Genomic DNA, 13,302 nt, shown 5'->3' with positions numbered 1-13,302 from the left:
TTGGCCGGGGCTCTGATGTTTCAGGCGTTACATCTTACGAAGCCGAACGCACCGCGCCTTGCGACGCATTGGTCGGTTGCAGCTTGAACACGTAGAACAACACTGTCAGCAGCACCAGAAATGCCGGGCCGACATAAAGCGCCACGCGGGTGTCCGGGAAGTACGCCATCAGGCCCACCACCAGCACCAAAAACGCCAGCGCCAGATACGAACTGACCGGGTACAGCCACATCTTGTACTTCAGGCCGGCACGTTCGCTGGCGCTCAGGCCTTTGCGGAATTTCAACTGGGCCAGCAGGATCATCACCCAGGTCCAGATCGCGCCGAAGGTGGCAATCGCGGTAACCCAGACGAAGACTTTTTCCGGAACCATGTAGTTCAGCAACACGCCCAGCAACAGCACGAAGATCGACAGCAGCAGCGCACGACGTGGCACGCCGTTGTTCGAGGTCTTGGCGAAACCGGCCGGGGCCTGGCCATTCTGCGCCAGGCTGTAGAGCATGCGCCCGGTGCTGAAGATGCCGCCGTTGCAGGACGACAGCGCAGCAGTGATCACCACGAAGTTGATGATGCCGGCGGCGGTCTTGATCCCAAGACGCTCGAAGGTCATCACGAACGGACTGCCCTGAGTGCCGATTTCGTTCCACGGGTAGATCGACAGGATCACGAACAGCGCGCCGACGTAGAACAGCAGAATCCGCCAGAACACCGAGCCGATCGCGTTGGGAATGGTCTTCTGCGGGTTCTTCGCTTCACCCGCAGTCAGGCCGATCATCTCGACGCCGAGGTAGGCGAACATCACCATCTGCAGCGACATCAACACGCCCTGCACGCCGTTCGGCATGAAGCCGCCATGCGTCCACAGGTTGGAAATCCCCAGCGCCACGCCGTCATTGCCGAAGCCGAACGCGATGATGCCGATGCCGCCGAGCACCATGGCGATGATCGTGACGATCTTGATCAGGGCGAACCAGAATTCGAACTCACCGAAGGCTTTTACCGCGATCAGGTTGATCGAACCCATGCTGATAAGCGCCGCGAGGGCCCAGATCCAGCGCGGTACATCGGGGAACCAGATGCCCATGTACACCGCAACGGCGGTGATTTCCGCGACGCAGGTCACCAGCCACAGGAACCAGTAGTTCCAGCCAGTGAGAAAACCCGCCAACGGGCCGAGGTAGTCCTGGGCGTAGCGGCTGAAGGAGCCGGCCACCGGGTTGTGCACTGCCATTTCGCCGAGGGCGCGCATGATCACCAGGATCGCCAGACCGCCGATGATGTAGGACAGCATGATGGCCGGGCCAGCCATTTCGATGGCCTTGGCCGAACCGAGAAACAGACCGACGCCGATACAGGCACCGAGCGCCATCAAGCGAATATGCCGTTCGCCGAGTTCGCGTTTGAGCGGACCGCCCTGAGCGGTTTCGCCGTGAGGCAGGTGATTGCCGACTGGCATAGGGGTACAACCTCGTCTTGTTATTGGATATGACCACCGAGTATCGAAGCGTTGGCCGATAGGCCGCGACTTCCCGAAACCGCGCCTGCTTCGTGGGCAAACGCGTCTGGCAGGACAACTCCTGCGAGATCAGCGGGGCGTGCAGTATAAAAAGCTTGTGACAGGGCTTTTCACTCTATAAACCACAACATTCAGCGGGAACTCTCGGCATAAAGCCGGTTTACGGAGAGGCATTACCTGATTCACGTAGGAATGTTCCGCGCCGAAAAGGCCGCCGAGTATTGCACAGCAATGGTGCACCGTCATGCCCCTGCGTTGGAGGTATATGCAGCACTGACAGCTCTGCCTCGGGCCTGCGCGGCATCCGCTGGCACAAGAGATAACCTGTGGCGAGGGGATTTATCCCCGTTCGGCTGCGCAGCAGTCGCAAACCAGTAAAACGCGATTTACCTGGAGAAACTTGCTGGCAGGTTTCGGGGCCGCTTCGCTGCCCAACGGGGATAAATCCCCTCGCCACAAGTACTTCAGCAAATTCGGAAAATTCACTCAGCAGTTACAGAACCGAACCTATTCAGCGGGTACTAGCCTTGAGATGACGATGATTATCGAATGCAAGGAAGCGCACGTGCCAGTCCAGCCCAACTCCCACCGTTTACGTCAAAACCGATATTCAGAGCCGGGTCGAGCCTACTTGATCACCTCTGTGGTTCACAAACGCCAACCGGTTTTTTCTGATTGGCAAACAGGGCGATTATTAGCCTCGCAGCTTCGTCAGGCCCACGAACAAGGTCTGGCAGAGTCAATCGCGTGGGTAGTGATGCCCGACCACTTTCATTGGTTGATGCAGTTACGGGCGGACAATCTTGGTGATGTCATTGGCTCAATCAAGGCACGTTGCACACAAACGGTGAATAGAAAGACCGGTCGACGCGGCCCCTTGTGGCAAACCGGCTACCACGACCAAGCCATCCGTGACGGCGAGGACCTCAAACCGTTCGCCCGCTACATCATTGCCAACCCCTTGCGTGCAGGACTGGTACAAAAGATCGGCGACTACCCACTCTGGGATGCCTGCTGGCTCTAATACTCACACTCCCCCAAACCCCACACAATTTTTTCCCCCTCGCGATCCACCGTCTAAGCTTCACTCAAGTCCGATCAATCTGCGTGAATGGATCAATCGACTATGGGCGCTTTGTGGCAGACAGATTCGAGTAAAGCCGTGGTTCCGACTGAACGTGAGGATGAAGCGCCTGTCCCTGAAAAACCACGCCGTCACCGGCATGGGTGGAAGGCTTTGTTTTTGTTGTTGCTGATTATCGGGATCGTCGTCGGACTGGCGGCGAGCAAGGAGATGCGCACCTCGCGTTTTCAGTCCCGTGAGCTCAGCCAGTACGCCGCGTCACTCAAATATCAACTGGAGCCAGGCCCCAGCGAAGCGATTCGTTATCCCGGCAATGGCCCGTTCGACCTGCGTCTGGGCTACAGCTCTCTCGATGAATTCCTGCCGCGCCTGCTCAAGCGCGATTATGTGATCACCGAGCAGACGCGTTTTTCCCCGGCGCTGCTGAGCTATACCGGCAAAGGCCTGTTCGTGCCCTACCCGGAAAAGATCCAGGCCGGGCTGTCGATCACCGATTGCCGCGCCGCACCGGTGTATCAGTACAACTATCCGCAACAGCTCTATTCGAGTTTTGCAGCCATACCGCCATCGGTGGTCAACAGCCTGTTGTTCATCGAGAACCGCTTTTTGCTCGACCCTAAACAACCACTCGCCAACCCGGCGGTGGACTGGCCGCGCTTCGGCATGGCCGCGTGGTCGCAAGTGGCGAAATTGCTGCACCTGCCGGGGCAATCGGCCGGCGGCAGCACCCTGGCGACTCAACTTGAGAAATACCGCCACTCACCGGATGGCCTGACGGTCTCCGGCGCGGAGAAGATCCGCCAGATGATTTCTGCCAGCGTGCGCGCCTATCAGCCCGGCGCGCAGACTCTGGTTGCACGGCAAAACATCGTGCGCGACTACCTCAACAGCGTGCCGCTCTCCGCCGTGCCGGGGCACGGCGAAGTACATGGCATGGCCGAGGGTTTGCGGGTTTGGTACGGCAGTGACTTCAACAAGGCCAACGAGCAGTTGAACAGCCCCGCCACCGACCCGAAGACCATGGCCGACAAAGGCCTGGCCCTGCGCGAAATGCTCTCGCTGATGATTGCCCAGCGCCGACCTTCGCATTACTTGAACAAGGGTCGCGAAGAACTCGCCGACCTCACCGACAGCCACCTGCGTCTGCTCAAACAGAACGCAGTGATCGACAACGGGCTGGCCGACGCCGCGCTCGCCGCCAAGGTCAGCTATCGCGACTGGCAGACCCAGCCGACCATCCAGCCGATTGAAACCAACAAAGGCATCAGCGCCGCCCGCAGTCGGTTGGCGTCGATGCTCAATCGACCGCTGTACGACCTTGATCGCCTCGACCTTTCGGCCACCAGCACCTTGCAAACCGAACTGCAGACCCAGGCCACGGAATACCTGAAAAAACTCGCCGACCCGGCTTTCGCCGCACAAATCGGCCTGCTCGGCGAACGCCTGCTCACGCCCACCAGCACCACTCAGGTGCGTTACAGCTTCACCCTGTTTGAACTGACCCCGGACGGCTCGCGGGTGCGGGTGCAAACCGACAGCACCGACCAGCCGTTCGACATCAACGAAGGCAGCAAACTCGAACTCGGCTCGACCGCAAAAATGCGCGTGCTCACCACTTACCTGCAAATCATTTCCGAACTGCATGACAAGTACGGCGGCATGTCGGTGCCCGAGCTGAAAAAAGTCGACGTGCCCGAGCAGGATCGCCTGAGCCGCTGGGTCGTCGATTACCTGATCCAGAACAAGGACCGCAGCCTGCAACCGATGCTCGGCGCCGCCCTCGACCGCAAATACTCGGCCAGCCCCGGCGAGGCGTTCTTCACCGGTGGCGGTTTGCACGTGTTCCACAACTTCCGCAACGAGGACAACGGCCGCATTCCGACGCTGCGCGATGCCCTGCGCGAATCGATCAACCTGCCGTTCATTCGGCTGATGCGCGATATCGTGCGCTACACCACCTACTCCGGCCCCAACAGCAGCGCCGAACTGCTCAAGGACGACCGCGACCCACGGCGTCAGGAGTACCTGGCGAATTTCGCCGACCGCGAAGGCACTTCATTCCTGCTCAAGTTCTGGAAGAAGTACAAAAACAAAGACACTCAGGCACGTCTGGACACCTTTCTCGACAGCATGCGTCCGACGCCGATCCGCATGGCCGCCGTACACCGTTATCTATTGCCGGACGCCAGTCAGGAAGATTTCAACACCTTCGTCCGCGCGCACCTCAAGGGTGCCAAGCTCACCGAAAAACTCACCGATGATCGGCTGATCCGCCTCTATGACAGCTACGGCCCGGGCAGCTATGACTTGCCGGATCAGGGCTTCATCGCCAAGGTTCACCCGCTGGATCTGTGGCTGATGGGTTATCTGCTGCACAACCCCGACGCGACATTCAGCCAGATCGTCAAAGCCAGCCAGTTCGAGCGTCAGGAAGTCTACAGCTGGCTGTTCAAAAGCAAACACAAGGGCGCCCGCGACAGTCGCATCCGCACCATGCTGGAGATCGAGGCGTTCCTGGAGATTCACCAGCGCTGGCAGAAAGTCGGCTATCCGTTCGATCACCTGGTGCCGTCGCTGGCGACTGCTATCGGCAGCTCCGGCGACCGTCCCGCCGCGCTGGCCGAACTGATCGGCACCATCCTCAACGACGGCGTGCGCATGCCGACCCTGCGCATCGACAGCCTGCACTTTGCTGCCGGTACGCCTTACGAAACCAGACTGACCAACGACCCGCACGTCGGTAAACGAGTGATGCCTTCAGAGGTCGCCACGGCCATGCGCGAAGCGCTTTCGCAAGTGGTGGACTCCGGCACCGCGAAACGTGTTTCCGGCAGTTTCAAAACCGCCGAAGGCACGCCATTGATCATGGGCGGCAAGACCGGCACCGGTGACAACCGCATCGAGGCCTTCGGTACCGGCGGGCGCATTCTCAGTTCCAAATCGATCAACCGCACCGCGACCTTCGTGTTCTACATCGGCGATAACCATTTCGGCACGCTGACCGCGTTTGTTCCCGGGCGCTCGGCGGAAAACTTCAAATTTACTTCGGCGCTACCGGTGCAGGTGCTCAAAGGCATGGCACCGATTCTGTCGCCCTATTTGCAGCCGGGAACGCACACGATGTGCCAACCTCAGGAGGTCACCGCTGGACGCTAAGGCATAGAACCGGCCGGGCGTGGCGGTAACATTGTATTTTTCATCCCGCACTTTTCGATGGCTCGGGGTCGAGACCGGCGCTGTTTCGACCGGGTAATTGAGCTTTTTTCAGGGGCTATCATTGCCTACTCTGGTCGTCCGATTTTGATCAAGGACGATCACTGTAATGCCCATCATTCCTCTGCAAGGACGACCCTCCGATCCGCCGCGACTCCCCTCCTCTGATGTGAGCGCGCATTTTGCGGTGATCGAAAAAGCCATTCCCGCTTGGTTGTCGAGCACGTCTATTTCTCGCGTCTACGAACTGAAAAGCGCCGGACCGACGATTGCGCAATGGCATCGGGACGCATCGCTCGCCGATCATCGTCGCCTGAAAAATGAGGTGCAGAACGCCTGGAAGGCACAAAACGGCGTCGATAAAGCACTAAGCAATCTGCAAGACGTCTACACCTTTGCCAAACCGCTGTTGCAGGAGGCGCTGAAACGGCGGTTTGGTGTTGAAGACGATGTCGAGCAAACCTGGCTGCGCCTCTACGCCCCGGTCAATACTTCGTGGTGGGCGCATGACTTTTCCGCCGGAGCGACCAGCCGCACCGTCTCACTGCTCGATGCCGCATTGCATAACTTTTCTCGCGACGAGGCTTTCAGCCACGACTCGGAATTCATTACGCGACCTGACGTTCGTGGACACTTCACGATCAAAAACATCAAACACAAACTGACCATCGAACAATTCAAATCACTGTGTCGCGAACTGGATATCGGCGCCAGATACACGCAGCACCTGAATACGTTTCTGCTTTCGAGCAACAGCGTGGCAAGACAAGTACTGCGCCACAAAGTCATCCTCAGCCAGAAGAGTGCACTGAGCGTCGCCGCCCGCATGGCACTTGTGAAAAATGACATCGAGCGTAGCGCCTACGACGTTGTGCAGGGGATGCTCGAAGACCGCAGACACCTCAAGTGGAACGGTCGCCTCGTCAGCTATTACAACCTGACGATGATGGACACGAAACTGACCGGCATCATTCTGATCTGCCCTGATGTCCTCACGGCCAACTCCCCCGTTCCGGTGATCGCGTATGTTCCCCATGACCCGGAACATCCGCTGAAACAATATTCGTCTGCACTGCAATTCATGTCGGAACTGACGCGCCAGTTACGCGACGATCAATCGCCGGCCAACTATCAAAAGTTTTTCAGCCAGTTCGTCGACCATCAGCAGCGCGGGCATTTTTTTGCCGGATTGAATGACCGTCTGAGCAAGGTGAAATGGCAAGCTGCACCAGCGGGCTCCAATCTGCCGAGCTGGCGTGAAACACCTGTGGATAACCCCAACCTGCGATTCAGCCTGACCAGGCTGCGCGATGATCGCGAGACAGGATTCAACGGAGATTTGTGGGGATACCTCTACCGGCAGCAGTTGAACAAAATTCTCAATGACGCCAGCAACATCGCTATTTCCACCGAATATGCCGATCGCATGAGTCGCTGGGCGTGGTGGGACAATCTGCAAAAAATCCTCTCGGACCTGCTCAATGTCGCGCTGTTGGTGGTCATCCCGTTTGTCCCGTTTCTGGGCGAATTGATGATGGCCTACACGACTTATCAATTGCTCGATGGCGTGTTCGAAGGTGTGGTAGATCTGGCCGAAGGTCATCTGGCCGAAGCAGGCGAGCAAGCGATTGGTGTGCTCGAAAGTATTGTCCAGTTGGGCGCGTTCGCTGCCGCCGGGGCCATCGGCGAAGTCGCCAAAGTAAAACTGTCGCCATTTGTAGAAGGTTTGAAACCGGTGCAACTGGCGGATGGTCAGACGCGCTTGTGGAACCCTGATCTGACGCCTTATCGGCAGCCGGAACAGGCCCTGCCGACATCAACCCGACCTGATTCGCATGGACTGCACTCGCTGGGTGACAAACAATTGCTGCTTCTGGATCAGAATCTGTTCGAAGTCGCGAAGGACCCGCTAACCGGCCAGCACCGCATCCGCCATCCGCAACGTCCTCAGGCCTACGCCCCGACGTTGCAACACAATGCCCGGGGCGCCTGGGTGTGTGAAACGGAAAATCCGCGTCAATGGGAAGGCACACTGTTGATGCGCCGGATCGGCCACCGCACCGATGGTTTCAGCAATGCACAACTGGAGCACATGCGCCTGCTGACCGGTACCGACGAAAACGTGTTGCGCCGCATGCATGTGGAAAACGCGCCACCGCCACCGTTGCTGGCCGATACCCTTGAGCGCCTGGGCACCGGGCCGAGTGAAGCTGCGCCGCCGCTTTCCGCGCAAGCCAGCCAGTTGTTGGTGGTCTGTCCGCAACTGACGCCTGTCCTCGCCGAAAGAGTGATCACCCAGGCAACGCCAATGGAGTTGCAGCAAATGACGCAGCAGCGTCGCGTGCCTTTGCGCCAGCGCACCACCGCACGGGAATTGCAGTTCGAACTGCAATCCGTCAGAGCGGCCCAAGGCCTGCAAAGCGAGGCTTTGAGCAACATCGACAGCGAACGTCTGATCCTCGGCACGTTACGTCACCAGAGCGATACGTTCGCTGACTTGCGTATCGAGATCCGCGAAGGGACTTTCGCTGGCGAGTTGCGTTGCAGCGCCGGCGCCGAGTCAGCCGGACGGGTGCGGGTACTGGTGCGAATCGCCGCAGACCGCTATCAAGTGCGCGATGGCAACAACCAGCCAGTGCATGAGGCGAGCGGTCTGTACGAAGCGATCCTCCAGGCCATGGACAACGAAGGTCACAACACCTTGGGCTACCAAGTGACGGAAGCCGGGAAATTCAAGCAATGGATCATCGCCAAGACCACCGCACCGAGCGAGCGGCGCACCCTGTTGGCCAGCGCACCGATACGCCCCGTGGCTGATCACGAAACGCTGTTTCTGGTGCGCGGCGGCGGTATGAGCAAGGATGCCGCGACTGTGCAGGAACGGATTAAGGACTTGCATCCGCATTTCAGTGAGCGTGAAGTCGATGCGTTCGCCAATGCACTCATCGAACAAGGCGAGCCTCTTAAAGCCATTGAGGCTCATGAAAACGATCTTGATGAGTTGCGGGTAATCGTCCATCGCTGGCGCTACCAACAACCGGACAGTTGGGGCCCCGGCAGCCAGGGTTTTCGCGATGGCGGCGGCCTGCATATCTACGAACGTCTGCTTAATTGTTTCGAACGGAAAAACCTGGAGCTCGGCAATCGCGCCGACCCCACGTCTTATGCCCTGGACCTCTCCCGGGAAATGCTCCCTCTGGATCTGCAAAACTGGTGGGCAAAGCGTCCCGGACTGAAGAAGTTCCTCGACAAGGTCACCGTACTCAAACTGGACAACACGCGTTTCTCAATTGATCACGACAGCCTGCTCAAGGACTTCCCGAACCTGGTGGAACTCAGCGCCAAAGATTGCGAACTGACAGGCTTGCCGAGTCCCATCGGCAGCACGCTACGCCGACTCGAACGCCTGCGCCTGAGCGATAACCAGATTGTGCTGGATAACACAGCCGTCCAGCGCTTGCGCAGCCTGACGTACCTGGAAGTCCTGCGGCTGGAAAACAACCCGTTGGGCACGTCACCGGACATCTCGCGCATGCCACGCCTGAAAGTCGCGATCCTGAAAAACACCGGGCTGAGCACCTGGCCTGAAGGTACTTTGGCCAAACCTCGGCCTCGGGGTTTCTTGCTCGATCTGCGCGGCAACCCTCTCGTCCGTATCCCCGAAGTGGTGACCGGTTCCGATGCTCAATGGCTGGTAGCTCGCACGCGACTGGACGTCGCCGGCCTGTCGGATCTCAACCAGGTGCATTATCAGGAGCACCGTCGTTCAGTGGGGTTGCCAGCGGAACCCGTCATGTCCGCAGGTCCTCTACAAAACCGATCAATCAGATCGACTTATGGCACCGACTTCTGGGGGGATGTACCTGGCTGGGGAGTCGACCGAGAGTCCCTTTGGTCTGAACTGGTTGAGGAGCCTTCCGCCGAGCCGTTCATGGAGTCATTGCTCAATGTACGGAATTTCGCCGACTACCGTGCCGGTGGTCCGGCTCGTGATCAATTGATGCAACGCGTCTGGCGCATGCTCGATGCGGTGCATGTCGATACCCGGCTGCGGGAAAAGCTCTTCACCATGGCCGCCGCACCCGTGGACTGCGCCGACGCTGGTGCGCAATTGTTCAACCACATGGGTATCAATGTTCTCGCGTTCGAGGCCTATGCCTACACCGTTGAACCGGCCGTAATCGAACAGAAACTGGTGGCGCTTGCCGAAGGCGCGGCGCGGCTGGATCATGTCAACGAGATTGCCAGGGCCGATGTCGCCAGTCGTGGCGGCAACCCGGATGATGTGGAAGTCTATCTCGCCTACCAGACCGGTCTGGCCAAACGTCTCAACCTGCCGTGGCAATCTGAAGACATGCTGTTCCGGCCAGTGTCCGGCGTCAGCGACGAGATGATCGACCGGGCATATGACACGGCGTTGGCGCTTGGCGAAGGCGATGGGCTGGTAAACCAGATGCTCGAACAGGACTTCTGGGAAAACTATCTGAGCGAGCGTTACCCGGTGCGTCTCGAGACCAACAAACGACGCTACCAGCAGTTGTTCGATCAATTGGAGACGTTGCGCTCCGTTCAGCGCGAATGGGCAGCGTCGACGCTACCGACCCAACGGACTGAGTTGCGCAAGCGGCTCAGGGAACTCACCGACGAACTGCCCGTGCCGGATACCGTGGTCTTTGCCGATCAGCCCATCAGTGACGTGAACTACGATCGATTGCTCGTCGATCTCGGGGATGACGAAAAAGAGCTATCGAGGCGACTGACCCGCGATGCCTTGCGTAAAGCCGGGCAATAACTACGTCTGCGAATGAAGGCAGCCCTGACGGCGAACACCGCTTCTGGCTGCTTTCCTTCACGGCGCGGCAGCATTGAAAATCAACCGGACGTTGCCATAGTAATTACCTGGTTTGTATCCGCCGACGGGCACTATCGGCTGGATATCCAATAGAAATCGTCCACCCTCCATGGCCTGCTCCACCGACACCACTTCACGCGGTTGCGGGTCATGGCTCAGCTCATTGCCATTGAAGCTGACGCGCAAAAAAATGTTCTGAATTCCATTGGAGATGTAAGGCTCCGCTTCGAGCCGGGCTTCGATTGCACTGGTGTCGTGCCGAACATCGAAATGCTTGCGCAGTCCACCCAGCTTCGAAGTATCGAAGTTCCACGGTAAAACCTGCTCCCGATGGATCCAGTCGGAATGCGTCGGTATCACGTAAAACCCAAGATTAGGAATGTCCACCGATACTTCGAACCGGTGTTGCTCCCGGGCCCCGTACGCCAGATTACTTTCCAGCGCCATAACGCCCACGCACAGGGCGAGGGCAAATTGCTTGATCATGTCTGCTACCTGTCACGTCAAAAAAACTGCGAATCACCTCTTGGCTGTTTAGCGACTCGCTACACGCAGCACCTTTTTCGATGCACCTTCGACCAGATTGAAGCGATACTCTCGGCCGGGCTTCTTTTCGAATTCAAAGCTCTTGCCTGCCAGGATGTGGTGCTTGGTGACCGGCTCGCATTCGACTTCGTTTTTCAGTGAGCAGTTACGAAACTCATCGATGACCACCACGGTGTTGCCGTTGTTGTGCACCCGGTAAGTGCTTGTGCTGTCATCGATCACGCTGTCGAAGCGGCTGTTTTTTGGTCGGACAAAAAACACCGTGCCAAACCCGGTCATGACGTTGACCCCGGCCGACAGGTTCTCCTTGTAGGCCTCACGGTCTTCCCCTGACACGGCGAACTCATCCTCCTTTTCCGGGACCACCGGGACGAAACGCACGCGAAAATAACGCTCCTGTTCCCGATCACCCATTAGCAGCAGACGTGTGCCCTGCATACCTTTGGCCGGCACGATCAGCCGCGCGGGACTCGCCATCAGTCCATCCCGGCCGCTGCCGTCCGCTTGGGTCTTGACCGGTACTTCGCTGTGGGTGCCATCGGCGGCGTAGACGATTTCCAGAATATTTACCTTGACGAAGGCGGTGCTGTCACCGCTGTTGAACACGCGTTTGAGATAGGTGCTTTTGTCGCCGTCCAGATAGTCATAGACCGGACCGACATTGATTTGCGGCCCGGCGTGAATTCCCAGAGAAAATCCGCTCAAACCCAGCAGTAGCCAAAGACGTTTCATACCGTTGAACCTCATGACAATGAATACAACGCGAGCGCGGCATATCGACAAGCAACCCATCAGAATTCCGAATCCCAGATCACCGTGACACTGCCGGAGTAGGTGCTTGCCGCACCGGGTTTAAGCATGTATTCCATCTGATGTTGCGGAACTTCGAAATGCAGTGTCCCCGGCGCCCGGTCCACATAAAAACCGGGCTGGAACTGCAGCGCATTGCCTTCGCCCGCTCGCAATCGCTGACGCCGGACCGGTTGTCCCGCCATATCCGTCAAGCCATTGGGCAGTGTGACGCTGACTTGTAACTCGACCGAATACCTCGAATCCCGATCTCTGATAACGCAATCGTAGGGGCCGATACTCAGTCCGCAGAACATCTGCATCTTGAACCGCGACGACGCCGAAATATTGAAGGTCTGATCGCGAAACAAACGCACTGGCCGCCGTCCCGCCTGTAGCCAGTTCTGCCAGCCGCCTGCCGGCACCAGTTCAACTTTTTCGCCACCCGGGGGAATCTCGACTTTCAGTGTGTGCTGCACATCGAGGTTGAAATTGAGCGTAAGCGCCGAATCGCTTGGCAGCATGACGTCACCAAAATCGAAATCACCATTGGGGCCGATGGTGTAGGTCAACGAGCCGTTGTAGAACCCGGAAGACATGCCCAGAGGGTCGGGTGTTTCCAGCTCATAAGCGAAATCAAGGTGAGCGAAACGCATCCAGGGAACATCGAATTTTGCCTGTTTGGAGCACACACCATTCTCCGGGGTTTTCCAGAAAAACGTGTAGTTCGTCGGAGTGAACCAGCCAACCCCGCTATATAGACAAGGGGGTGGTGCGTACACCCAACTGTTACCCCACAACTGATTATGGGCAACCCGGTAATCGTCCCCTCCACCCACCAGCGAGATCACATCGTCGGTCGACATATTCGAGCCAATACCGGCGATCCGTACTTTGACTATTTTCGGCTCGCGGGTTTGCTCGTGTAACACCGTCAGCTCACGCCATTGGCTCGGTACTTTGATCATGGCGCCCTGGCGTTCCGAAGCATGGTTGGCGGGTATCGGCAAACGTGATTCGAACTGGATCGGTACCTGAAGACTGAACATCTCGTTATCGACACACTGTTGTGGATAACTTGCGCAATAACCACTGGGCGGCGTGGTGTTCCTGAACTTGTTACGGTGTGGATAAGCCGAATCCGGTTTGAATTCGGCAGTGATCGTTACCTGTTCGGCCTGGGCCGGCAGTGCCAGGGCGCAAGCGATCAAAACCCATGCCGGGCAACAATGCCCGCGTGAAAAAAACCAACCTGAGACACTCATGTCTGCATAACCTCCAGAAATCCGCTTCTACTTCGGG

The 13,302-nt window shown here is 58.0% G+C and carries 7 protein-coding genes; 3 read left to right on the top strand and 4 right to left on the bottom strand.

The window, feature by feature from the left end; genetic code table 11:
• Nucleotides 1-34: 34 nt before the first annotated feature.
• Nucleotides 35-1,456 (bottom strand): amino acid permease, encoded by a 1,422-nt coding sequence (locus ACIOZM_RS14675; RefSeq protein WP_401214966.1) that lies wholly within the window; start codon nucleotides 1,454-1,456, stop codon nucleotides 35-37.
• Nucleotides 1,457-2,081: 625 nt separating this feature from the next.
• Between ACIOZM_RS14675 and ACIOZM_RS14670 the strand changes: the two genes are divergently transcribed.
• The 3 genes from ACIOZM_RS14670 (at nucleotide 2,082) to ACIOZM_RS14660 (ending at nucleotide 10,605) form a co-directional block, all read left to right on the top strand.
• Nucleotides 2,082-2,540, top strand: a complete 459-nt coding sequence (locus ACIOZM_RS14670) for an REP-associated tyrosine transposase (protein WP_401215079.1) — start codon at nucleotides 2,082-2,084, stop codon at nucleotides 2,538-2,540.
• A gap of 102 nt (nucleotides 2,541-2,642) precedes the next feature.
• The gene (locus ACIOZM_RS14665; protein WP_401214963.1) at nucleotides 2,643-5,756 is read left to right on the top strand and encodes a transglycosylase domain-containing protein; all 3,114 of its coding nucleotides are present in this window, start codon (nucleotides 2,643-2,645) and stop codon (nucleotides 5,754-5,756) included.
• Between the two features lie 166 nt (nucleotides 5,757-5,922).
• Complete coding sequence (locus ACIOZM_RS14660; RefSeq protein ID WP_401214961.1) at nucleotides 5,923-10,605, top strand: dermonecrotic toxin domain-containing protein; 4,683 nt, start codon at nucleotides 5,923-5,925, stop codon at nucleotides 10,603-10,605.
• Between the two features lie 57 nt (nucleotides 10,606-10,662).
• Here ACIOZM_RS14660 and ACIOZM_RS14655 read toward each other — a convergent pair whose 3' ends face one another.
• Genes ACIOZM_RS14655 through ACIOZM_RS14645 form a run of 3 tightly spaced genes read right to left on the bottom strand, consistent with a single transcriptional unit; the run spans nucleotide 10,663 to nucleotide 13,265 of the window.
• Nucleotides 10,663-11,151, bottom strand: coding sequence for a CS1 type fimbrial major subunit (locus ACIOZM_RS14655; RefSeq protein WP_401214958.1), 489 nt, complete (start codon nucleotides 11,149-11,151; stop codon nucleotides 10,663-10,665).
• A 48-nt stretch (nucleotides 11,152-11,199) separates the two neighbouring features.
• Nucleotides 11,200-11,943 carry a molecular chaperone gene (locus tag ACIOZM_RS14650; RefSeq protein ID WP_401214955.1) on the bottom strand — a complete coding sequence of 248 codons (744 nt, stop codon included), beginning with the start codon at nucleotides 11,941-11,943 and terminating at the stop codon, nucleotides 11,200-11,202.
• A gap of 59 nt (nucleotides 11,944-12,002) precedes the next feature.
• Nucleotides 12,003-13,265: a hypothetical protein gene (locus ACIOZM_RS14645; protein WP_401214952.1), complete on the bottom strand. Its 1,263-nt coding sequence runs from the start codon at nucleotides 13,263-13,265 to the stop codon at nucleotides 12,003-12,005.
• Between the last annotated feature and the right edge of the window lie 37 nt (nucleotides 13,266-13,302).

Origin of the sequence: Pseudomonas sp. NPDC087346 (assembly GCF_044744235.1) — a bacterium.
Lineage (GTDB): Bacteria > Pseudomonadota > Gammaproteobacteria > Pseudomonadales > Pseudomonadaceae > Aquipseudomonas.
Note: the sequence above shows the minus strand (reverse complement) of the source record. Positions and strands in the feature narration are given on the sequence as shown.

What these genes read in the sequence shown, in the direction of transcription:
- ACIOZM_RS14650 (WP_401214955.1), bottom strand. Translation starts at nt 11,943, where the DNA reads ATGAAACGTCTTTGGCTACTGCTGGGTTTGAGCGGATTTTCTCTGGGA.
- ACIOZM_RS14655 (WP_401214958.1), bottom strand. Translation starts at nt 11,151, where the DNA reads ATGATCAAGCAATTTGCCCTCGCCCTGTGCGTGGGCGTTATGGCGCTG.
- ACIOZM_RS14645 (WP_401214952.1), bottom strand. Translation starts at nt 13,265, where the DNA reads ATGAGTGTCTCAGGTTGGTTTTTTTCACGCGGGCATTGTTGCCCGGCA.
- ACIOZM_RS14660 (WP_401214961.1), top strand. Translation starts at nt 5,923, where the DNA reads ATGCCCATCATTCCTCTGCAAGGACGACCCTCCGATCCGCCGCGACTC.
- ACIOZM_RS14665 (WP_401214963.1), top strand. Translation starts at nt 2,643, where the DNA reads ATGGGCGCTTTGTGGCAGACAGATTCGAGTAAAGCCGTGGTTCCGACT.
- ACIOZM_RS14675 (WP_401214966.1), bottom strand. Translation starts at nt 1,456, where the DNA reads ATGCCAGTCGGCAATCACCTGCCTCACGGCGAAACCGCTCAGGGCGGT.